A 23968-nucleotide genomic window follows, 5' to 3' on the forward strand; every position below is an offset into this window, starting at 1 on the left:
CTCTCAATTTAAAAGTTTACACTTTTTATTTGAAATGAATAATCTGCGACAACTGTTAAGTTGTTACGCAAGCTCATTACATACTTTTTAGTCTTACGACTAAAATTACTTCTTTATCTAAAGTAATTAACTGGTCTAACGAAATATTATTTCGCTATTTTACCTATTTCTCTGTTTAATTTTCAAAGACCAATTTTAATTGTCATCATGCGACGACTTCTACTATTCTATCAGTTTACTTCGCTATTGTCAACTTGTTTTTAAATGTTTTTTAATGACTTTCACAAAATTGTTAACTTTACTTTTAATATGTCGTTACTTGTCATCAGCGACATTTAATATCTTATCATAAAATATTTCTCGTATAGTTTAGTTTAAAGTAATTAAAATAAAACAGGTGGCGTATTCTTGAATTTTTAAACTTTATCTCCCTGTAGCTTATACTGATACACCAGGATAGTTATTTTCTTTCCTTGCTATCACTGGTAAGTATATACTTAATATAATTTTCATATAAAGTAAGTATTCTCATTAATAGCTCATAAATATACTATTTATATTACTTTTTTATAGAAAATAAAAATTATAAGACACATTCAGATAAGTAACTAGTACACTGACTAGTTACTTATCTGAATGTGTCTTAATCTATTATAAATTCATTATTGATATAACTCAGCTTTATTATAAGTAATATTACATTAAATTATTAAGAATTATTAAAAATATCACTCCTGGTACTCCTAAAAATCCTGCAATAAGAGCAGATATAGCATTTATAGGGATAATTATTTGTTCAATCCCCATAGACCCTCCTATAAAATTAACAAGTAGTAAAAGTAAGACACCCAAAGCTCCGTTCAATATTAACTTACCTAATATTTTTAATGGCCAAGAAAAGAGCTTTACCAAAATTACCATGGCAACTATAGCAACTAAGAAATATAATACAACTTCCATATCCAACTCCCCCTACATTAATCTAAAGTTAACTCTTATTTATTATGTTTTATTAATAATATATTTCACAACTATCTAATATATTATTAATTTTCCAAAAAAATTATACATTAATAGTATTTAATTCTTCTATCATGTAACTCGCATCTATAGTAACGCCTTTTCTTTTAGCTTCTAGTAAAAAATATATGTATTTAGCTTTACATTGGTCTTCTCTATATATTGCATAATCTACAAGTTTTGGGTCATCTACCATTGCAAAGCATTTTTTTGCAATTTCCCATTGAAGCTTAGCTTCTTCTAGTTGCATAATAATATCTTTATGCTCTTGAGTATATTTTAGATTTGAAAATAATATCTCAATTATTTTTTTTCTATTCATAATAAAAAACCTCCTATTTTATATCTTTTTTAAATTCTTGACATAAAATAGGAGTATTATTCTATATTTCTTTTCTTCCCTCCATAGCTTTAGAAAGAGTTACTTCATCTGTATATTCTAAATCTCCACCAACTGGAATACCATGTGCGATCCTTGTAACTTTTGCACCTAGTGGTTTTAATATTTTAGATATATACATAGCCGTAGCTTCGCCCTCTATGTTTGGATTAGTTGCTACTATTACTTCGTGAACTTCTCCATTAATTCTTCTTATAAGTTCTCTTAATTTTATATCTTCAGGACCTCTCCCAGACATTGGGGATATTGTTCCATGAAGAACATGATAAACTCCATTAAATTCTCTTACCCTTTCCATGGTAATAATATCTTTTGGATTTTCAACCACGCATATCATACTCTTATCCCTATTTGGGTTAGAACAAATTGCGCATGGATCTGTATCTGTAAAACAACCACATATAGAGCAGTATTTCAATGTTCCACGAGCTTTAACCAGTGCACCCGCAAACTCCTCTACTTCTTCCCTCGGGAGATTTAGCACAAACAATGCAAGCCTCTGAGCTGTTTTTCGCCCTATGCCAGGGAGCTTTGCAAATTCTTCTATAAGTTTTTCTATTGCCACTGGATAAAAATCCAATTTATTCACCTCATAACAATGTAGCTTTTACTCTACTGTTTATTAGAACATTCCTGGCATGTTTAACCCGCCTGTTAATTTACCCATTTCACTACTTGTTTCATCTTCTGCTTTTTTTAGTGCTTCATTACAAGCACTCATAATTAAATCTTCAAGCATTTCAACATCATCTGGATCTACTACTTCTGGTTTTATCTTTACTTCAACAAGTTGTCTCTTTCCATTAGCTATTGCAGTTACTGCTCCACCACCAACAGATGCCTCAAATCTTTTATCACCTAAATCCTTTTGCATTTCTTCCATTTGTTGTTGAAATTTTTGAGCTTGTTTCATTAGACTATTCATATTTCCACCCATACCTGGAAATCCACCTTTTGCCATAATAGTTACCTCCTATTTATTAGTTATTTACCTTAATATTATTATATTTATATCCTCTAGATTCATAACAAAAAAATTAATTTAATTTAAATATTTATAATCTAAAAGGATATATATTGCTACTTATTAATAACTTTTCTATATTATTATATACTAATATCTATAATAATTTCCATTAAAATAGTAAATATTTTTATAAATACTATCAATATAGTAACCTAGCCCCATTAATCTATTATTATAGATCTATTCATCTAGTATTTCCACAAGATCTTCTCCAAATGTTTCTATTAATATGTCTTCTGGTGATCTGACTTCTTTTTCATCAGATTCTACAGTATATTTTATTTTTACTGGTTCTTTTAATGATTCAGAAAATATTTCTTCTATTATATTTCTATTTTCTTCTTTATCTAGTCTAATTTTATTAAATGCATATTGTTTTTCGTAACTTAGCTCTATTACGCCCCCCCGGCAAGAAGCAATTTCGCCTGTCATTAAAGAGGCATAGATAACCATATGTCTTCGCGCTTTAAACATATCTAGTATATCCTTAAAGGACTTTTTAACGGTTTCTACGGTTAATGTAGAGTTAGGGTTATGAGTTTGTACTGGTCTTATTTGTGCTTTTTTGTTTGTCTTATTTTCTTTTTTTCCATCATTCTTCACAGAAATACTAGGTGCTATACTTTCACAAGCTACCATTATCTTTCCTTGCTTTATTATTTCTTCCAATTTGTTTAATCTAGCTAATAGCACTTCTTTTGAGGTATCATATTCTATTTTGCACATTTTAATAACTGCAAGTTCTAAATAAATTCTGTTTTGTTTGCTCCATTTAGCTTGTTCTTCTGCATCTTGTAGTATCTTTATATTCCTCATAATTTCTTCTACTCTTATTTTAGCTGCTTGTTTTTTTAAAATGGTTATGTTTTCGCTAGACATATCTAAAATCTCTTCTACATCTTCACTTACTTTAGCCATGAGTAGATTTCTCATATGAGTAGTCATATCTCTTATAAATACATATATATCCTTACCACTAAGAACTATTTCATTTATAGTCTTTATTGCACCTTCAATATTTCTGTCTATTATGCTATCTGAAAGTATTGTAATACTCTCAGAGGTTACAAGACCTAACATATCTATAACACTATCATATTCTACCTTGCCTTCATTCATTGATATGGCTTGATCTAAAATACTTAAGGCATCTCTCATAGCTCCATCAGAAACTCTTGATATTAATTTCAAACTATCATCTTCCACAAAAACGCCTTGCTCCGTAACAATCTTTCTAAGTCTTTCAAATATATCTGCACTTTTTATTCTTTTAAAGTCAAATCTTTGGCATCTGGATAGTATTGTTATTGGCAGTTTTTGAGGATCCGTTGTAGCTAATATAAACATTATGTTGCTTGGTGGCTCCTCCAGGGTCTTTAAGAAAGCATTAACCGCTCCTATTGATAACATATGAACCTCATCTATAATATAAACTTTATACTTAGCTTCCTGCGGCGGATACTGAACATCTTCAATTATATCGCGGATATTATCTACTCCATTATGGGATGCTGCATCTATCTCAGTAACATCTATTGCTGTTCCTGAATTTATCTTGACACACATTTCGCAAGCATTGCAAGGCTCTCCATGATCCGAATTTGTGCAATTAACTGCTTTTGCAAGGATTTTAGCTGTTGAGGTTTTTCCAGTTCCCCTTGTACCACATAATAGATATGCATGGGCTATCCGCTGATTATTTATTTGATTTTTTAAGGTTATAGTAACATGCTCCTGACCTACTACATCTTGAAAAGTTTTTGGTCTCCATTCTCTATATAAAGCCTTATATGCCACAAATTTCACCTCTTTTAAATAATAGTATTTATTTCTATTAAAAATCTTTATGAATTTTTAAACACAAATATAAAATTTTGTATTCATTCCATAAATAATTATATCATTTAAATCAAATTATTAGTTTATTTTTATAAAAAAAACAAAATCACATACGACTATTACTGTTTATATATATACGTATTAATTATAACTCAATCCATATATATGTTATCCGTTTATTGTAATTTTATAATTCATAGGTAAATAAAAAAAGACGCCTTATAGGCATCTTATAATTCTTATGTAGACCGTACACCTCGCTTCGATTAATAAACTATGCGCGTTACCTATACAGTTAGCTCAAACCAGGTTGATCCACGGCACATGGAAAGATTCACTTACCGCTGCTTCCTTCCGGACCTGACGGGGTTCATGAGTTTCCATTGCGTGGGGCCCAGCTCTCAACACCACTTATATAGGTCAGACCACACATTTTATAACCTAGGCGAGGAATTCACCCCTGCTGTAGCGGGTTGCAGGTTATAGGGCACCGCTGACTCCCCAGCTAGTACGGAAATGGCGGAAAGAGAGGGATTCGAACCCTCGGTAGAGTTGCCCCTACACACGCTTTCCAGGCGTGCTCCTTAAGCCACTCGGACATCTCTCCATAAAGTATTTTGTGCTTCGTTAACACTAAAGTAGTGCAACAAAACTAATTATACTATTAATAATTAGTAATTTCAATAGTTTTTTATTTAAATGTCCTTGAAAGTTATCCCAAGCACTGAAATTATTTTATGGACTTCCTTTTATAATTAACTGAAGCATACCTCTAAAAAGTTTCATTTTTATGTAATAAACAAATAGGGAAATCTAGAATTTTAGATTTCCCTATTTATTAAAAAGCCTTTATTTAATGTTTTACATTTATATTTTTGTCTATAAAGCTTTCAACTTCCTTAGCTGTTGGTAAGTTAATAACTTGATTAGCTAAAATTTTCATTTCACTTTGAGATATATTTCTAATAATCCCTCTCGCTTTTAAGATAGATATAGGGCTCATGCTAAATTCATCAAGTCCCATTCCAATCAAAATAGGAATTATCTTAGGATCCCCTGCTACTTCTCCACACATACCTACCCATTTATTTTCCTTATGAGCACTATCTATAACCATTTTTACAAGTCTTAGTAATGCAGGATGAAATGGGTTATACAAATGAGATATTTTTTCATTCATTCTATCAACTGCAGTTGTGTATTGAATAAGATCATTAGTTCCTATACTAAAAAAGTCTACCTCTTTAGCAAATAAATCAGAAATAATAGCCGCCGCAGGTATTTCCACCATAATTCCTACCTCTAGTTTTTCATCAAATGCTATATTTTCACTGTGCAATTCATTTTTCACTTCTTCTAAAATAACCTTTGCTGCTCTTAATTCTTCAATACTCGAAATCATCGGAAACATTATTTTAATATTTCCATAGGCACTCGCTCTTAGTATAGCTCTTAGTTGAGTTTTAAAAATATCTACCTTATCTAAACAAACTCGTATGGCTCTATATCCTAAAAAAGGATTCATCTCTTTCGGAAGCTTTAAATAATCTAACTCCTTATCTCCACCAACATCTAGTGTTCTTATAACCACAGGTTTATTTTTCATTTTCTCGGCAACTTCCTTGTAGGCTTCATACTGTTCCTGCTCAGTTGGTGCTGATGTCCTATCCATATATAAAAACTCAGATCTATATAAGCCTATGCCTTCAGCATCATTATTTAAAACACTCTCTAGGTCCTTTGGAGTTCCAATATTTGCAGATAATTCTACTGTTATTCCATCTGTGGTGATGCTTTCTTTTCCTATTAATAAATCTAACTCTTTTTGAGCTTTATTGTATTCTTCTTTTTTTTCTTGATAAAGTTTTATTATTTTTTCTTCTGGATTAACATATATTAGTCCTTCTTCACCATCAAAAACGATAAAATCTCCATTTTTAACGTTATGGGTTATATCTTTTACTGCAACTATTGCAGGTATTTCTAAAGTTCTAGCCATTATAGCCGAGTGTGAAGTTCTTCCACCAATTTCTGTTATAAAACCTAAAACCTTTTTTTTGTCTATTTGTGATGTGTCAGATGGGGTTAAATCATGAGCTACAATTATAACTTCATTAGCTAATTGTCCAAAGTTAACCTCTTCAATATTTAGCAATTTTTTCATAAGTCTCGATGTTACGTCCTTTATGTCTGCTGCTCTTTCTTTCATGTATTCATTATCCATAGCATCAAACATAGCTACGAACATTTCTGAAATCTCTTTTAATGCCCACTCAGCATTAACTTTATTATCTTGAATGTTTTTCTCGATTTGCTCAAGCATTTCTGGATCTTCAAGTATCATTAAATGAGCTTCAAATATAGTAGCTTCTTTTTCACCTATGTTCTTTAACACATTATTATATATGTCCTGGATTTCACTCTTGCTATTTTCCATAGCCAACTTATATCTTTTAATTTCCTCTTCACAACTCTTAATATCTTTTTTCTCTATAATAATTTTCTTTTCTTCTTTTAATAATACTTTTCCTATTACTATTCCTGGTGAAACTCCAATACCCTTCATCAAATTACCTCCTTATAAGCGAAATTCACTCCTTGCAGCAAATTTAAGTATTTACTAGCCTAGGAGTGAAGTTTACTTTATGTCTGATTTTTTATAAATCACTACTTGTAAAAGTTCTAAAACCTCTTTTTAAAGCTCTACGATCTCTTTCTCAATTACTATTTTCAATTCTTCTACTGCCTTTGCTTCATCGTCTCCAGACGCTACAATCTTAATTTTATCACCTTTTGAAGCTGCCATACTTAATATATTTATTATACTTTTTGCATTATACTCTTTTCCGTCCTTAATTAAAGTTATATGTGAGGTAAACTTAGATGCTTTTTTCGCCACAATGCTTGCTGGTCTTGCATGCAAACCTTGCTCATTCATCAATACAATTTCTGCTTCGTACATAAAGACATCTCCTTTTTATCATAAATTAATCTCAAACCAATTTATTTTTTTTAAATCATACACATATATTTTACCCTATTGTGCGTGTATAAACAATGATTAAATTCATTAATGTACCTCCGTGAAGTAATGAATTATTTAGCAATACTAATATGATACTTTATTACCAGCATCTTCTTTAACAATAATATCCTTTTTTAATAATCATCCTTCCGTTATATAATTTATAGTTATTTCATTTTTAAGTCTCTCTATATCAACGAATCTACCGGTTTGAGTTCCTTCAGTCATTACATTAGCTGTACTTGTTGCACAGGCTAGTTTCATAGCTTCTTCAAAACTATAGTCTTCCTGAACTGCTACAGCCAAAGCTGCAACCATAGAATCACCAGCCCCTACTGTACTCTTAACTTCTACCTTTACTCCCTTTACTTTTGCTATCTTATTGCCACTAATGAATATGGATCCCTCTGCACCCAATGAAATCACTACATATTTTACCCCATACTCCAATATTTTTTTTGCAGTTTCAATAACTTCATCTTCGTTATTAATGCTTATATCAAAGGCTTTTTCAAGTTCATCAATATTGGGTTTTACCATATATGGACCAGCTTTAATTCCTTTCATTAGCAGTTCACCTTCCGCATCTAAGATAACCTTACCACCCTTGGTTTTTATATTTTTTATTATGTCAGCATAAATGGAAGTGCTTACTCCACTTGGTACGCTACCTGAAAGAACTACTATAGAATCGCCATTACAATATTCCATGATTTTTTCTTTTATATTAGTTATATCTAGTTGCCCTAAACTAGGTCCATTTTCATTTATATCCGTATGTGTATTAAAAACCTTGTCAAAGATTTTTATATTGGTCCTAGTTTCTCCTTTTACAGTTAAAAATTTATTGTCAATATTTAAACCATCCAAATAATTTTTTATTTGAGTTCCACTGCTTCCGCCTAAAAAACCTAAGGCTATGCTTTTATACTTTAATTCCTTAATAACCTTAGATACATTGATACCCTTGCCCCCAGCATCAACTCTTGTCGCCACAATTCTATTAACAGTATCAATTTTAAATCCGTCTATTTCAATGGTTTTGTCTAAGGCTGGGTTTAAAGTCACTGTTATTATCATTTTTATCCCCCCAAATTTATTTTGCTTTTATAATTTTTACATCTTTTTCTTCAAATTTTTCTACTAATTCATCATCTAATTGATTGTCTGTAATAATTATATCAATACTATCTAAGTCAACAATTTTAGCAAAGGAAACTTTGTTAAACTTAGTATGGTCACATACTACTATAATTTTCCTGGCTATTTTTATCATTTCTCTTTTAGTGCTCGCTTCTATAATATTTGGTGTGGTAATTCCATTAGTAATACATACACCATTAGCTCCTATAAAAGCTTTGTCTACTCTGAAATTTTTAAAGGTATTATCTGCTACAGGTCCTACCAATGCTCTAGTTTCCCATCGCAATGTACCTCCAGTAACAATTACCTCCACATTCTGTTTTTTAGAAAGCTCAAAAGCTATATCCACAGAATTCGTTAACACCGTTATGTTTTTAGCAGTTATGTGCCTCGCAATATTAAGGGTAGTGGTACCTGCATCTAAAACTATTGTCTCCCCATCTACTATCATGTCTGCTGCAAGCTTTCCTACAGATTCTTTTTCATCATAAAACTTATCTATTTTATCTGTAAAAGTAGGTTCAAATTTAGTATTATCATTTAATACTGCTCCACCATGTACCCTTTTTATAAGATCCGACTCTTCTAATTCTTGAAGGTCACGTCTAATGGTAACTTCCGACACTTCATAAATCTTAGATAAATCGCATACTTTTACTTTTCCATTTTTACTTAAACTATCTAATATTTTTGATTTTCTTTCCTCGGCAAACATAATTCAAAAACTTCCTTTTATCATATTTGGAATAACAATGATGTTGTTTTGTATTTGTTTTAGTTTCATTTGCTTTCGTTTGTGTTCATTTTAGTATATTATGATATCGTTGTCAATACATAAAAAATATTTTTTTATGCTAATTTTACTTTTATTTTATAGTTTAAGCCATGTTACAATAAATAATCTTCAAAAAAACAAAAACGAAACCACTTGGCTTCGCTTTTACTATATATAATCAATTTTTAATATATATTTCTTAACCTATGTGACTAGTTCTCCAATTGACTTTTTAAGAGTTCCTCTATCTTAGGAGTACACCTATGACCTTTGCACCCACCTGTCCCTGCTCCTGTAGCTTTTTGAACCTCTTCTACAGTTGTTGCGCCATTTTGAATAGCCTTTTTTATTGTAGATCTTGGTATAGCCTTACATAAACATACCTTTGTAAGTTTATCCATTATTTCATTATTTATATTCCCATCCATTACATTTATCTCCTTTCACTTTATCTTTTATCTTTAAAAAAATTAGTCAATAAATTTCCACATTCCGCGTTATATAACCAATTTATTTCTGTCCAGTGATTTAATGCATCATTTTGAATAAGATTTATAACTGAACCACAAGCCCCTACGCTAGGATCAAATATTCCTATATATAATTTACTTATCCTAGACTGTAATATAGCTCCTGCACACATAGGACAAGGCTCTAGTGTTACGTACATATCACATCCAGTTAATCTCCAAGTGCCTAAGACGTCACAGGCTTTTTTTATAGCTAAAATCTCTGCATGAGCAGTTGCATCTTGAAGGGTTTCGCGTAGGTTGTGTGCTCTAGCAATTATTTTGTTGTCTTTAACTATAACTGCACCTACAGGTACTTCATTTAAAAATAATGATCTTTTCGCTTCTTCTAATGATTCAAGCATAAAATCTTTTATCATGTTAACTCCTTTATTGTTTAATGATTATTCTTTAATGATTATTCTTTAATAATTAGTATACTTCTTAACTATTGGACTTTCAATATATTTATACCCGGCTCATATTATAAATATATCATATCTATAGTTTAAGTATAAAAATAAAGAGTTATATTATTTAATGGCATTAGATTACTAATAGATCTATTCAATAACTTTTATTCTCCTTTATATTTTTCGAAAAAAATCCAGTTATAAATATAGCTATTATCCATACTAAAATTATACTAGCGATATTCTTGGTTCCACCTTGAAGTTGAAGTATATTCATTTCATATAATACATAGTATATAACGCTTCCTAAAGATAATGGAATGAAGAGTCTTACAAACAATTTGAATAATAACTTGTCTTCTTTTTTTAAAATGAAGACTCTCTTACCATGTTTTAAGCTTACAACAAATGATAAAATATATATTACAAGCATAACTCCTAGCATCGCCGCTACAACAAAATTGGTATTCCTAGATTTCTCCATAGCATAATATTGATCAGGTAATGTTCCTGTTTCATATTCTATCCAAAAATTATATATATCTTGTCTCAAGTCTATTCCATTATCACTGTTTGTAAATATAACAATTCCATCTTTTTTTTGTGGAATAAGACCATAAACAGCATGCCATCCCCTATTATCACCACTATGATATAAAAGTTCACTACCATCGGATAGTTTTTTTGAGAAAACTCCTATTGCAGAATCTAATAGTACTGATTTATGTATTAAATCTATAGTTTTACTTTTTAAAATATTTTTTCCTTTACCCTCAACATTAATTCCATCAATACTAGCTAACATAAACTTTAGAAAATCTGGCACAGTAGTTTTAAGACCTGCTGCTGCCTTCTCAGTAAAATCATAGTTTGGAATTTCTTGTTCAAAATATCCGTATCCCTTTGACATATTACCAGCTAAAAAATTATTACTAAATGAACTATTTTCCATTTCTAATGGCTTTAATATTTCTTTCTCCATGTACTGATCAAAAGTCTTCCCTGTTACTTCTTCTATAATTAGCTGTAGCAATGTATATCCACCGCCTGAATAGCTAACGTCATTTCCTGGTAACATAGTTATTTCTAATGGTACATTAAATAATCCATTTCCTGATAGAGATTCCTCTATTGTAGGCATTTCTTTGCCTGGCTCTATTCCTAAGTAACCATGAACTGTTAGTCCTGCTGTATGACTTAGCAATTGTTTTATAGTGACCTTATCCTTATCATATTTAGAATCTGACAGATGCCATCGAGTCAGATATTTCTCAGCAGGGTGATCAAGGGATATTTCCCCTTCCTCTACTAATTTCATAACGCCCCAAGCTGTCAAGCTTTTTGACATAGATGCTGCTTGAAATACCGTATCATCACTTATAGCTTTATCTTTCTTTTTATCTTCTAATCCATAGTTTAATACATATTTAATCTCTCCATCTTGAATTATACCTATAGCTGTTCCTGGCACTCCATAACGTTTTTGTAGTTCCGGCACTAACTTGTCCAACTTATTTTTAAATACATCTAGACTTCTATTATCTGGAGTTTTATTTGATGCAATAGCTATATTACTGTTCCCTAGCAAATTAACCGACATAACTAATCCTACTATTCCTAATATAAATCTTCCTATTAGCCTATTCATGATTTTCCCCTCGCAATTTCCTTCTAAGTTATCTAAGTAATTTCTATATATTTTTCTTAGCAGCTACCTCTATGCCTTTGCATCTACTATTTTGCAATAAGAATTAACCGTTAATATATAATATATTAAATAAATTAGAGTATATATTCCTACGGTTATAAGAACGGGGTATACTAAACTTGAGCTAAGTATAATTTGCAAAATTGTTAGCGCAATAATGCTATGTGTTATTCCAACTAATAAAGGCAGCGCGAATATAAAAGCCATTTGCTTTGCTATAGATATTCTTATTTCTGATTTTTTTACACCTATTTTCTTTAGGATATCGTATCTATCCTTATCCTCACTAGCCTCCGAGAGCTGTTTGAAAAATATTATACTTCCAGTACATATCAAAAATACAAAGCCTATAAATGAAGCTAAAAATATTATAATACCCATATTAGTCATAGTACTCCTATAATACCCATAATATGATGATAGATCTTCATTACTACCTAAGGTTTTTTCTATTTCTCCTGTAAGGTCTTTACTTTCTCTTTGATTTTCAATATTTATAAATGTCCTTTTTACAGCCTTATCTTTATCATATAATTTATTGTAAGCCTCATCCGTTACAACTACAGTATCCTGCATATATACGCCATTTATAAAAAGTTGATTAGTTAAAAGCCCTTCTTTAAAATCTTTTATTTTTAATGGTACTTTTTTGTCTTTTATTTTAAGTTCTATATTCTTGCCAACTGGATTTTCCATTACCTTGTCTGAATACATAATCATAAAAAAAAGTACTTCATCTGAGTTTAAAGATATATTATAATCTAGTCCTCTTGCTTTTGATAATTGCTTCATGGTACTTTCTGATATAACAAAGGATTTTGAATCCTTTGTTGGATTCATTTTCATCTTTGATATATCTGGCCATTTACTGTCTATAATCATAAATTCGCTACTAATAGAACTTTTTATTTTATTACTCGGATACTTGTTTATGATTTGCTTAATTTGTTCATCTATACTTTTTTCAGTACTTTTATAGTCATAACTAAAAGGTGTTAGTCTATTAATATTATTTATTTGATTATAATAAAGCGATGTTGCAGTTCCCATGGCAGTAATAGTGGTAGCACTAAGCACCGCAATAGTAGCTAGGGACCTTCCATTAGCTTTTATTCTATATAAAAGTTGAGATGTGGCTATCATGTTTAAACCTCTAAAGTATTTAATCTTATTTTTCTTAGAAAGTTTAACTATAAATACTATAAAGGAAGAGAAAAACATATAAGTTCCAATCACTGTGCTAACTAGAATAACTATCAATTTAAAATAATTATCAAATTTATAATTTAGTGCCAGATAATAACCTGTTCCAATAAAAAGTATTGAAAGTATGGCTAATAATAGTGAAGCTTTTGGCTGCTTTTGTGCTACTTTCTCGGATTTAAACAATTCTATAAGCTGAAATCTATAAATTAATCTATAGGAGTGCAAAGACGCTACAATAAATATCACTAAAAATACTATAATTGTATTAATAATAGCCTTTATAGATATAGCAAATTCAACATTTACATCAAAGCTCATAATATGAATTAAAATCATTACAAATAGCTTTGAAAATAAGGTTCCTATTAGTATACCGCATGCAAGGGCCAGTGCTCCCATTACGATATTCTCATAAAATAGCATTCTTCCTATCTGCTTTTTCTTAACTCCCAGCATTGAGTATAACGCTACTTCTTTTTTTCTTTTTTTAGTAAAAAAAGAATTTGAGTACCATATAAACATGGCTACAAATACTGCTATTACAATAGACGCAGCACCAAAAGCTGTACTTACTTTCATGGACTCAGCTGCTAAGTCTGCAACCTGCTTATTGTATTGAATTGAGGTAAAGGTATAATAAATCATTATACAAAACACCATGGATACAAAATATATTAAATAGTTATGAAAGTTTCTTTTAATATTTCTAAATGTAATATTGAATAAAGTCATATGCGATTCCCTCCTTTCTAAGTTAAATTGTTATTTCATTTAAGTTTCCGCCTAGGGCAGTCAATACATCAAGTATCTTTCTAAAAAAATCTTTCCGCGTCGTTGTACCTTTCACAATCTCCGTAAATAGGGAACCATCTTTTATAAATATTATCCGTTTGCAATAGCTTGCAGCAAAAGCATCATGAGTTACCATCATAATAGTGGCTTTCTGGGCCTCGTTTAAATCACTTAAAGTCTGCAGAAGTTCCGTGGAGGATTTAGAATCCAAGGCCCCTGTAGGTTCATCCGCTAATATAAGTTTTGGTTTAGTAATAATAGCTCTGGCCGCTGCTGCTCTTTGTTTTTGTCCACCGGATACCTCATAGGGATATTTATTATATATATCCTTTATACCTAAAGTAGTCCCTATAATACTCGCCCGTGCTTCAATATCTTTTATGTCTACTCTAGCAAGAGCTAATGGAAGTACCACATTTTCTTTTAAAGTTAAAGTATCAAGCAAATTGAAATCTTGAAATATAAAACCTAATTTATCTCTTCTAAAAGAGGCTAACTTGTCTTCATTCATTTTTGCAAGATCTTCACTATCAATAGTTACTACTCCTGACGTTGGTTTATCTATAGTTGATATAATGTTTAACAATGTAGTTTTCCCCGCACCTGAGGGACCCATTATTCCAATAAACTCTCCCTCTTTTATCTCAAGATTTATATCATTTAGAGCAGTATAAACATTACCCCTTGAGCCATATACCTTTTTTAAATTTCTAGCAACTAATACATTTTCCATTTTTACTTCCTCCTTAAATCATCTCCTGCGGAGCTGTAATTAACGACTTCAGAAGGAGATTTAGACTCCCACTGAAGTTTTCTTTTTGTTGTAGTATAGTACCCCCACTTATAGAAGTGGGGGAATTCCCTTCTGAACTGTCGTTAAATCATCATCTTCGCTTCTTACAATTAAATCTTATAACAAATCAAGTATTCAATCCATTGTATAAGGTTACAAAGTGACCTTTAAACTTACATTGTTGTAAGTTTTAAAAAAATAGGGCTACAAACCATATTTTTAGCTTGTAACCCTGTAATAATCTATAAGCTTTGGAAAATGAACTGTTACCCTAGTAAATTCAGAAGGTTTAGATTCAATAGTTATGTGATGACCAAGCTTTGTGGCAAGACTTTTTGATAAATAGAGCCCCATGCCTGTAGCTTTAAAATCCCCTCGGCCGTTATATCCAGTAAAGCCTTTATCAAAAACCCTTTGAATATCCTCCGCTTTTATTCCAATTCCATTATCTTCAATAATAAGCTGTTTTCCACTTAAATTTAATATTCCACTGATTTTTATAAGTCCATTGCTACCTGTATATTTTAATGAATTTGATAAAATCTGATCCAGAATAAAGAAAAGCCACTTTTTATCTGAGTCTATAGTAAATTCTAAGTCACTTATTTCTATTTTTATTTTTTTACCTATAAACTCCTTTGCATGTTTTTTTACAACCCCAATAATCAAACTATGCATATTTATTTCATTTATTAAATAGTCCTTTGAAAAGCTGTCTAATCGCGAATAGTATAATGCTTGTTCAACATAATTCTCTATGTGATCTATTTCATCCTCTAGGTTACTTAATGTTTCCTCCTTAGACTTATACATACTGCTTTCTATAACCAATCTACATACAGAAATAGGTGTTTTTATCTCATGAACCCAGGAGTTTATAAAGTCTACATTTTCTTTTTTTCCTTCATATAATTCATCAATTTTCAAATTAAATTCTTCATTAACCTTCATAAGAAGTTCTCCATATAGCTTTTGTTCATAATTTAATGATTTAGGCAAAGAATTAATAATATTTTCTTCCTGGTTTTCTATAATATACTTAATAACATCATAATATTTTTTATTATTTAGATATTCAAATATTAAATAAAGTATAAGCATAATAAAACCTACAATATTGATATAGGCTATATTTCCAATACTTATTTTTACTACATTATTAAAATACACCACGGAAGAAATAAATAACATCAACATAAAATAAAACAAAATCAAAAATATCCTGTCCCTTAAAAAATTTCTAAATTTCATAGTATTATATACCCTTGACCTTTTTTTGTTTTAATTAGATCTTCCAGTTGAATATTCTCTAATTTTTTACGCAATCTATTAATATTCACTGTAAGGGTATTATCATCAACAAAACTTTCATCCTCCCAGAGACTTCGCATAATTTTATCTCTGCTTATTAAATTGCCATTGTTTTTCATAAGCAAGTATAGAATGCTAAATTCATTTCTGCTAAGTTCTACTCTCTTATCTTTAAAAAACACGCTATTATCCTTCATATTTAAAACAATATTTTTATACTGGAGCACATTTGTCTGCGCATCTGCGTAGGAATAAGTTCTTCTTATCAAGGCGTTTATTTTGGCCATTAATATTTCTAGTGAAAAGGGCTTTTGAATAAAATCATCTCCGCCCATGTTAATTGCCATTATTACATCCATATTATTACTTCTTGAAGAAACAAATATAATAGGAACCTTTGATATTTCCCTGATTTTATTACACCAGTAAAATCCATCAAAGAATGGCAGGTTTATATCCATAAGAATCAGATGTGGAGCGTATTTTGAAAACTCTACAAATACTTCATTAAAGTTATCCACGGCTTTTCCAACAAATCCCCATCTCCCTATATTTTCAAGCAATATTTCTTTTATCCGAGCATCATCTTCTACAATCATTACCTTAAACATGCTAAACCCTCACTTTAATTTTGGACTTTCCTTTTTATTGTACTATAAAATGATATATTTTCAGTATAAAATGTAAATGTTTTATAAACTAGTTATAAAATAATCTAAATAATGTTCTTTCAAAAATCATTGTCACTTTTTTAATTTCCAAGGAAATAAAAAAAACTAGCAAAGTATTACTTTGCTAGTTTGTGGTGCACACGAGAGGAGTCGAACCTCCGGCCTTCCCCTTAGGAGGGGGACGCTCTATCCTACTGAGCTACGGGTGCAAATTCAATTGTACTATAATATAGTATTACACTTTTATAAGTATGTCAACCTATGGATGTTTAAAACCTTAATTTACAAAATTATTAAAATGAAATATGAATTGCAAGACAAATCCATGTTTTCTGAAAAATAAATGATTTATTGCATGATTTTTACAAGTTTATATGCTAAACTATCAATAAAAGATATTAAATTATGGGGTGATTAAATGAAAAAAATCCATATAACAGAGACAGTGCTTAGGGATGCTAACCAATCTTTGATTGCTACAAGGCTCGAATTTGAAGCTTTTGCTCCTATTCTTCCAGCTTTAGATAATGCAGGTTATCATTCATTAGAATGTTGGGGAGGGGCCACCTTTGACTCTTGTTTAAGATATTTAAATGAGGATCCCTGGGAAAGGCTTCAAAAAATAAAAAGTATAGCTACAAAAACACCACTACAAATGCTTCTTCGAGGTCAAAATATACTAGGATATAAACATTATCCTGATGATGTAGTAAGAAGATTTATTAAAATGTCTGTATATCATGGTATAGATATAGTAAGGATATTTGATGCTCTAAATGATTTATCAAATATGAAAGTTGCTATGGATGAAACTAAAAAACAAGGAGCACATGCTCAAGGTGCTATAGTTTATACTGTAAGCCCTATTCACGATACTCGTAACTATGCAAAACTTGCTAAAAAGCTTGAAGAAATGGGTGCCGATTCTATATGCATTAAAGATATGGCAGGCCTAATTATGCCAAGCATTGCCTATGATGTAGTTAAGGCAATGGTGGAAACCGTAAAAATACCTATATACCTCCATTCTCATTGTACAAACGGGCTAGCTGAAATGTCTTGCTATAAAGCAATCGAGGCTGGCGCTGCTGGTATTGATTGTGCTATTTCAAGTTTCTCAAGTGGAACTTCTCAACCACCTACAGAAACTATGCATCAAGCACTAGTTACTGCTGGGTATGATACTGGACTAGATGTAACAAAACTTAAATACATAAATGATTTTTTCAAACCTATAAAAAAAGAAGTTTTAGCCTCTGGATTATTGGATCCTGTAGTCTTAACTCCTCAGCCAGAAGGTTTAACTAACCAAGTTCCTGGTGGAATGCTTTCTAACATGATTTCACAACTTAAGGCGCAAAACTCTATTGATAAACTAGATGCAGTTCTAGCTGAAGTGCCTAGGGTACGAGAAGACTTAGGATTCCCACCACTAGTAACTCCTATGAGTCAGATGGTTGGTACTCAAGCTACAATGAACATTTTAACTGGCGAAAGATATAAAATGATATTAAAAGAAGTTAAATCCTATTGCAGAGGTGAATACGGCCTAGCACCTGGGGCAATCAATGCAGATCTTTTAGAAAAAGCACTAGGCAGCGAAAAGCCTATAGTTGGAAGATTTGCGGATACTTTAGCACCAGCCTTTGAAGATGCAAAAGAGTATTTAAAGGATCTAACTACTAGCGAGGAGGATATATTGTCCTACCTAGCTTTTCCTCAAATTGCTGAAGAATTTATTAAAAATAAAAAACAAAATCCCTCTGTAGATCAAGTAAGAATTGAAACTGAAAGTCAGCCTATATAATAAATTAACACCCTTAATATTAAAAATTGAGGGTGTTAATTTATTATTAGTATTTTAATACAGGAAATAGTATATAATGTACATTATATACTATTATTTGGAGGTGTTTTGATTGAATAACGATATAAAAAATTTTTTCCTAGCTGGACTTGGGTCTGCGGCTTACACTTATGAAAAAGCTACAAATCTAATAGATGATTTTGTAACAAAGGGTAAGATAACCTTAGAAGAGGGCAAAGATCTATCTGAAGAACTTAAAAGAAATATAAAAGAAAAAAAAGATCAAAGTCCGACTTTCAAAAAAGAACACAGCCCGCTCACGAAAGAAGATATGGTTTTACTCTTAAAACAGATGAACTTTGCAACTAAAGAAGATATTGAAAAGCTAGATAAAAGGTTAGCACATTTAGAGATAACCCTACCATAAATAAGTATTGCAGGTAAAGTGAAAAGTCCTACTATTAACTCTAGGACTTTTCACTTTAACCACATTACAGCACCGCAAGTGATGATTTAAGTGAGGTATAAAATGCGACGAAAATCTGTTAATCGATTTAGAGAAATTATTAAAGTTCTTGGCTCCTATGGCTTTGGATATATTGTAGACTCTAGGTTTAACAAACAAAATAAACGCCCTGAAAATTTAAGGAAGGCCTTTGAAGAGCTTGGTCCTACTTTTATAAAAATCGGCCAAATACTTAGTACAAGACCAGATTTGTTATCCCCAGATTATATAGCGGAACTTTCAAAGCTTCAAGATAATGTAGCTCCAGAAAATATTGAAACTATAAACAAAGTATTTTTCGATGAATTTTCAATATCAACAACTGAGTGTTTTGAAAAATTTAATGAAAAGCCACTAGCCTCAGCATCTATTTCTCAAGTACATAAAGCTATATTAAAAGACGGTAGAGAGGTTGTAGTAAAAATACAAAGACCAGATATTGCCGAAAAGATGAAACTCGATATCTCTATACTAGTTCGCATAATAAGATTTACAAAGGCAAGATTTGCAGATGCACTTATTGATCCAGAAGAAGCCTTACATGAAATCCTTTTAATTACAGAACTTGAACTTGACTTTAACAATGAAGCAAAAAATATAAATAATTTTAAAGCCTTCAACAAAGATGTCGCATTTTTATATGTGCCTTATGTGGTTGAAGAATTATGTAGTACTAGGGTCTTAACTATGGAACGAGTTTATGGTTTTAAAGTAGACGATATGAAAAAACTCTTGATCGGTTCTTATGATCTTGATGATTTAGGTAAAAAATTAGCATTGTCTTATCTAAAGCAAGTGCTAGAGGATGGTTTTTTTCACGGTGATCCACACCCTGGAAATATATTCATATGTGAAGGTAAAATTTGCTTTATAGATTTTGGAATTATGGGAAGCCTCTCAAATTCTATAAAAGCCACACTAAACGATATGATATCGGCAGTGGCTTTTAATGACATAAACAAAATGATTTCAGCTCTCTTATCTATAGGAATAAAAAAAGGATATGTAGATAGAAATAAACTATACGAGGATTTAGATTACCTTCTTGTTAATTACCTTTCTGTTTCACTAAATAATATTCAGATTTCAGTTATGCTCTCAGAAATTTTTGACATAGCAAAACAAAATAATATCCGATTGCCTCGTGATTTAACACTTTTAATAAGAGGTCTTGTAATTTTAGAAGGGGTTATTGCAAGTATTGCTCCCGATATAAAAATAGTAGATATTGCTATTCCCTATGTTAAGGCTAATAATAAATTCTCGCTTTTTTCCAATTTAGACCTTAACACACTACTTATCCATTCATATGGATTTGTAAAAGATTCCTTTAGACTTCCCTCAAAAATTATTGAGTTATCTGATAGTCTAATAAGTGGGAGAGCTAAGTTACAGCTAGAGCACAAAAATCTAAATACTCCTATAAATGAAATAAATAAAGGTATAAACAGATTAGTTTTTGGGCTTATTATCTCTTCTATGATCATAGGTTCTTCTACAATTTTAAACTCCAATATAGGCCCTAAAATATATAATATATCAATTATTGGTATAACTGGTTTTGTAACTGCTGCATTTATGGGCTTTTGGTTATTAATTTCTATAATAAAATCTGGAAAACTATAAATTATAAAGACGAGGTATTTTATGATTAAATATTACAATAGAAAAGAAAATAAATATGAAATTGAAAAGGTAGCTGGTGAAAAGTATTTGAATTGGTCTTACTGCTCTCCCTCAGGAAAAGGACTAGTTGAGTTACTACTTAAGAAAAAGCTCTTTTCAAAATTATATGGTTATTACTGCGACACAAAATTAAGTTGTAAAAAAATTGATACTTTTATTGAGGATTTTAATATTGATATGTCTATGTACCAAAAGACGCCTGAGAAGTATTCATCTTTTAATGATTTTTTTGTAAGAGCATTAAATCCAGATGCCCGAATAATCCCAAGTAATGATAATGTTTTAATTTCACCTTGTGACGGCAAACTTTCTGCTTATGAAAATATTGACCTAAATAATTTAGTTCAAATAAAAGGATTTACTTATTCCCTTAAAGAACTGGTGGAGGATAATGAAATATACAATTTGTATCATGGTGGTACTTGCCTAATTTTTAGATTATGTCCAACTGATTATCATAGGTTTCATTTTATTGATAGTGGAATATGTAGCGATACAAATAAAATTAGTGGTCATTATTATTCTGTAAATCCCATTGCCTTAAAAAGTGTAAAAAAACTATTTTGTCAGAATAAAAGAGAGTGGAGTATATTTCACTCAGATAATTTTTCAGATGTCATTTATATGGAGGTTGGTGCTACTTGCGTAGGATCAATTATTCAAAATTATATTCCAGATTCTAAAGTTACAAAGGGAGAGGAAAAGGGATATTTCAAATTTGGTGGTTCCACCGTAATCCTATTTTTCAAAAAAAATGCTGTAAGAATTAGTGAGGATTTACTTGCCCAAACACAATTAGGCTTTGAAACCTCTGTAATCTTAGGCGAAAAAATAGGACTGAAATAATCTTTCAGTCCTATTTTTTATTAAATTTTAAATTTTGATGTTATCTCTTTTAATTTTTCCGCACTAATTTTATTTCCACTGGTAGTGCTTTTTATTTCTTCCATTTTACTTACTATATCAATGCCCTTGCTTGATATACTAGATATTCCTTCAGCACCCTCATTAACAGTACCTGCTACTTGATCTATTGCAGTAGTAACTCCGCTTATTGATACATTTAAATGTTGTGCTGTTTCATCAAATTCCTTCATGAATTTATTAAAATTCTCTGCATCATCCATATATTCTTTTCCCGTACCCATAATAATCTCATAATTTAGAGAAACCTCTTCATCCATGAAATCTAACATTTTAGTAGAACAGCTAGATAAATTTTTTACAGAATCATTTACAACTTTAACTACATTTTGGATGTTAGCTGCTGTAGCTCCAGATTGCTCTGCCAGCTTTCTAACCTCATCTGCTACTACTGCAAAACCTCTCCCTGCTTCTCCTGCCCTGGCAGCTTCAATAGCAGCATTTAGTGCTAATAAATTAGTCTGGCTAGTTATATGCAATATAGAGGTTGCTAGCCCATGTATTTCCTCAACTGCTCTTGATCCTGCTATTGCAACTTCTAATTGCTTCTTTACATCATTATAAATCTTATCCGTATCTTTTTTAGACCCATTAGTAGAAACAGTAATACCCATTGCCTTTTTAACAATAGCTTCTGCTATATTAGATCCTTCTGAAGCTTTCTTGGCTATTGTATTGACCATATTTTTCATCTCTCCTGAAGAAGCAGAAATTTCCTCCGCTGTAGCGGCTGTTTCTTCCATTCCAGCTGATAAGCTTTCAGTTTCAATAGAGCTTTCTTCTGCTTTCACTTTTAATATATCGGTAAGATCTTCAACGGTAAGGGCATTACTAGTTATATTTTCTGAAGCCTCAATTAAATCAAGTATAACATCTTTTAACGTCTTTCTCATATTAACTATAGCTCTAGATATAGTCCCAATTTCATCATTAGCCTTAATTAAATCTTCTATACCCTTGTCCTCGCTTAAATCTAATTTAGAAGTTTTATCCACTAGCAGTGTTACCTTTGTTAATGGATTTACTATAATATTTGATGCAACTACACCAATTAATATAGAAACTATACCTATAAACGCTGCTATTATTAAAATTCCCTGTGTCATTTGATTCACTGGTTGCCTAATCTCATTCACATCTCCAGTAATAACCAATGTCCAGTTTGTAATTGGAACAATTCCATAAGAGGAGAACATTTTAACTCCCTCAAAAGTATACTGGTCAGTTCCCGCTGCAACTTTTTGCCCCTTTGCAGCTTTGTCCACTATAGCCTTTATATTTACATTTTCAACATCTTTTCCTACCTTTTCTTTAGTTTTGTGGTATAACATTTTGCCCTTTTCATCAACTAAATAAGCGTAGCTTGATTTGCTATTAGATACACCTATATTTTTCAAATACTTCGAAAAACTCTCTGCATATACAGATACAGCTACATATCCTAATGTCTGGGCATATTTATCTTCAGTTACCACAGGGCTTGTAAACACCATAACGGAATTTCCTGTTATTTCTGATTTTATAGTTTCACTTATAGCTAGTCCACCACTTGAGCTAATCGAATGGTAAGCTTTGTCTGCTACATTTTTTCCTATAGATGTTTTATCACTATCTGATACTATCTTTCCATTTATATCAACTAAAAAAACTCTTTCAACATTTGTATTATTAGAAATATATGTAGAAAATTTGTCATTATTTTCATTAACCACATTCTTATATTGCCCCAATGAAATTGCATCAGGTTTATCCTTTAATTTCATAATTTCCATTATTTGCTTAGTGTTACATAAGGCCTGTACCTGTGCTTGCTGCTTTTCTATCATAACGGAAATGATTTCTATTGCTTCTTTATTAACAGCCATCATTTCAGCTTTACTTTGATCAAATATTATAGTTGATGACTTTCTATAAGTAAAAATAGAGGTTGTCACCATGGATATAATTATCAAGGTGCCCATAAGAAGTGGTATTTTCTTTCTAATAGAAATACCTTTTTTATTATTACTTTTTATAGACTTTTTAGATGCTTCACTTTTAAATGATTTTACTATTTTGTTTTCCTCTTTAGAGTTGCTTAATAATTTAGAAGATTTCATCTTCAGATTTTTACTCTTAATTGTTTCAAATAGCTTGGAAATTTTCTTTTCCTTTTGTACAACATCTTTACTTTCATGCCTTTTTCTAAAACTCCAAAATTTAAACCCCATAAAGTCCCCCCTAATTCATCTTTAAACAGAAATTTAATAACATTCAATAAATTTTTTGAATAATCAAAAAAAATATTTCTTTATATATATTAACATATAACCTGTAATTTGTAATTATATAATATTATATATTTCGCTATTATGAGTATAATATATTACAAAATACATTGTTTTTCTTAAAATTAGGGTGGTCTATATGAATTG

General features: G+C 30.8%; 21 protein-coding genes, 2 tRNA genes and 1 other RNA gene. 4 read left to right on the forward strand and 20 right to left on the reverse strand.

What is annotated here, in order from left to right; translation table 11 throughout:
• Window positions 1-696 precede the first annotated feature (696 nt).
• The 19 genes from KPL50_RS21655 to KPL50_RS21745 form a co-directional block, all read right to left on the reverse strand.
• Entirely contained in the window at window positions 697-960 is a 264-nt protein-coding gene (locus KPL50_RS21655) for a pro-sigmaK processing inhibitor BofA family protein (RefSeq protein ID WP_216300622.1), read from the reverse strand.
• Window positions 961-1063: 103 nt separating this feature from the next.
• Window positions 1064-1342, reverse strand: a complete 279-nt coding sequence (locus KPL50_RS21660; RefSeq protein WP_216300623.1) for a DUF2508 family protein — start codon at window positions 1340-1342, stop codon at window positions 1064-1066.
• Between the two features lie 61 nt (window positions 1343-1403).
• Entirely contained in the window at window positions 1404-2000 is a 597-nt protein-coding gene (gene recR, locus KPL50_RS21665) for a recombination mediator RecR (protein WP_216300624.1), read from the reverse strand.
• A gap of 42 nt (window positions 2001-2042) precedes the next feature.
• Complete coding sequence (locus tag KPL50_RS21670; RefSeq protein WP_216300625.1) at window positions 2043-2381, reverse strand: YbaB/EbfC family nucleoid-associated protein; 339 nt, start codon at window positions 2379-2381, stop codon at window positions 2043-2045.
• Between the two features lie 246 nt (window positions 2382-2627).
• Window positions 2628-4244, reverse strand: coding sequence for a DNA polymerase III subunit gamma/tau (gene dnaX, locus KPL50_RS21675; RefSeq protein ID WP_216300626.1), 1617 nt, complete (start codon window positions 4242-4244; stop codon window positions 2628-2630).
• A gap of 290 nt (window positions 4245-4534) precedes the next feature.
• Window positions 4535-4800, reverse strand: an RNA gene (gene ffs / locus KPL50_RS21680) — signal recognition particle sRNA large type.
• Between the two features lie 3 nt (window positions 4801-4803).
• Window positions 4804-4893: transfer RNA gene (locus KPL50_RS21685), tRNA-Ser, on the reverse strand.
• A 246-nt stretch (window positions 4894-5139) separates the two neighbouring features.
• Window positions 5140-6852 carry a phosphoenolpyruvate--protein phosphotransferase gene (ptsP, locus tag KPL50_RS21690; RefSeq protein ID WP_216300627.1) on the reverse strand — a complete coding sequence of 571 codons (1713 nt, stop codon included), beginning with the start codon at window positions 6850-6852 and terminating at the stop codon, window positions 5140-5142.
• Between the two features lie 129 nt (window positions 6853-6981).
• A complete protein-coding gene (locus KPL50_RS21695) occupies window positions 6982-7248 on the reverse strand; it encodes an HPr family phosphocarrier protein (protein ID WP_216300628.1) in 267 nt (88 codons plus the stop codon).
• A 204-nt stretch (window positions 7249-7452) separates the two neighbouring features.
• Window positions 7453-8391, reverse strand: a complete 939-nt coding sequence (gene pfkB, locus KPL50_RS21700; protein WP_216300629.1) for a 1-phosphofructokinase — start codon at window positions 8389-8391, stop codon at window positions 7453-7455.
• 16 nt (window positions 8392-8407) lie between these two features.
• Entirely contained in the window at window positions 8408-9169 is a 762-nt protein-coding gene (locus KPL50_RS21705; RefSeq protein WP_216300630.1) for a DeoR/GlpR family DNA-binding transcription regulator, read from the reverse strand.
• A 272-nt stretch (window positions 9170-9441) separates the two neighbouring features.
• Window positions 9442-9657 carry a (2Fe-2S)-binding protein gene (locus tag KPL50_RS21710; RefSeq protein WP_216300631.1) on the reverse strand — a complete coding sequence of 72 codons (216 nt, stop codon included), beginning with the start codon at window positions 9655-9657 and terminating at the stop codon, window positions 9442-9444.
• A 20-nt stretch (window positions 9658-9677) separates the two neighbouring features.
• Window positions 9678-10118 carry a nucleoside deaminase gene (locus KPL50_RS21715; RefSeq protein WP_375372955.1) on the reverse strand — a complete coding sequence of 147 codons (441 nt, stop codon included), beginning with the start codon at window positions 10116-10118 and terminating at the stop codon, window positions 9678-9680.
• Window positions 10119-10305: 187 nt separating this feature from the next.
• On the reverse strand, window positions 10306-11799 hold the full coding sequence (locus KPL50_RS21720; protein WP_216300632.1) for a serine hydrolase: 1494 nt from the start codon (window positions 11797-11799) through the stop codon (window positions 10306-10308).
• Window positions 11800-11868: 69 nt separating this feature from the next.
• Window positions 11869-13797: an ABC transporter permease gene (locus KPL50_RS21725; protein ID WP_216300633.1), complete on the reverse strand. Its 1929-nt coding sequence runs from the start codon at window positions 13795-13797 to the stop codon at window positions 11869-11871.
• A 22-nt stretch (window positions 13798-13819) separates the two neighbouring features.
• Entirely contained in the window at window positions 13820-14590 is a 771-nt protein-coding gene (locus KPL50_RS21730; RefSeq protein ID WP_216300634.1) for an ABC transporter ATP-binding protein, read from the reverse strand.
• A gap of 279 nt (window positions 14591-14869) precedes the next feature.
• Window positions 14870-15847, reverse strand: a complete 978-nt coding sequence (locus KPL50_RS21735) for a HAMP domain-containing sensor histidine kinase (RefSeq protein WP_216300635.1) — start codon at window positions 15845-15847, stop codon at window positions 14870-14872.
• A 50-nt stretch (window positions 15848-15897) separates the two neighbouring features.
• Complete coding sequence (locus tag KPL50_RS21740) at window positions 15898-16572, reverse strand: response regulator transcription factor (protein WP_216300636.1); 675 nt, start codon at window positions 16570-16572, stop codon at window positions 15898-15900.
• Window positions 16573-16764: 192 nt separating this feature from the next.
• Window positions 16765-16841, reverse strand: a tRNA-Arg gene (locus KPL50_RS21745).
• 209 nt (window positions 16842-17050) lie between these two features.
• Here KPL50_RS21745 and KPL50_RS21750 point away from each other — a divergent pair.
• The 4 genes from KPL50_RS21750 to KPL50_RS21765 all read left to right on the forward strand — a co-directional run bounded on the left by KPL50_RS21750 (window position 17051) and on the right by KPL50_RS21765 (window position 21476).
• Window positions 17051-18439: a pyruvate carboxylase subunit B gene (locus KPL50_RS21750; protein ID WP_216300637.1), complete on the forward strand. Its 1389-nt coding sequence runs from the start codon at window positions 17051-17053 to the stop codon at window positions 18437-18439.
• A 112-nt stretch (window positions 18440-18551) separates the two neighbouring features.
• Window positions 18552-18866 (forward strand): phasin family protein, encoded by a 315-nt coding sequence (locus tag KPL50_RS21755; RefSeq protein WP_216300638.1) that lies wholly within the window; start codon window positions 18552-18554, stop codon window positions 18864-18866.
• Window positions 18867-18968: 102 nt separating this feature from the next.
• Window positions 18969-20570 carry an AarF/ABC1/UbiB kinase family protein gene (locus tag KPL50_RS21760; protein ID WP_216300639.1) on the forward strand — a complete coding sequence of 534 codons (1602 nt, stop codon included), beginning with the start codon at window positions 18969-18971 and terminating at the stop codon, window positions 20568-20570.
• Window positions 20571-20591: 21 nt separating this feature from the next.
• Entirely contained in the window at window positions 20592-21476 is an 885-nt protein-coding gene (locus tag KPL50_RS21765; protein WP_216300640.1) for a phosphatidylserine decarboxylase, read from the forward strand.
• 20 nt (window positions 21477-21496) lie between these two features.
• Here the strand turns inward: KPL50_RS21765 and KPL50_RS21770 are convergent, their stop codons facing one another.
• Window positions 21497-23764: a methyl-accepting chemotaxis protein gene (locus KPL50_RS21770; RefSeq protein WP_216300641.1), complete on the reverse strand. Its 2268-nt coding sequence runs from the start codon at window positions 23762-23764 to the stop codon at window positions 21497-21499.
• Window positions 23765-23968: the final 204 nt, after the last annotated feature.

Origin of the sequence: Clostridium sp. CF012 (assembly GCF_018861755.1) — a bacterium.
In the GTDB taxonomy this organism is placed as follows: domain Bacteria; phylum Bacillota; class Clostridia; order Clostridiales; family Clostridiaceae; genus Clostridium_AD.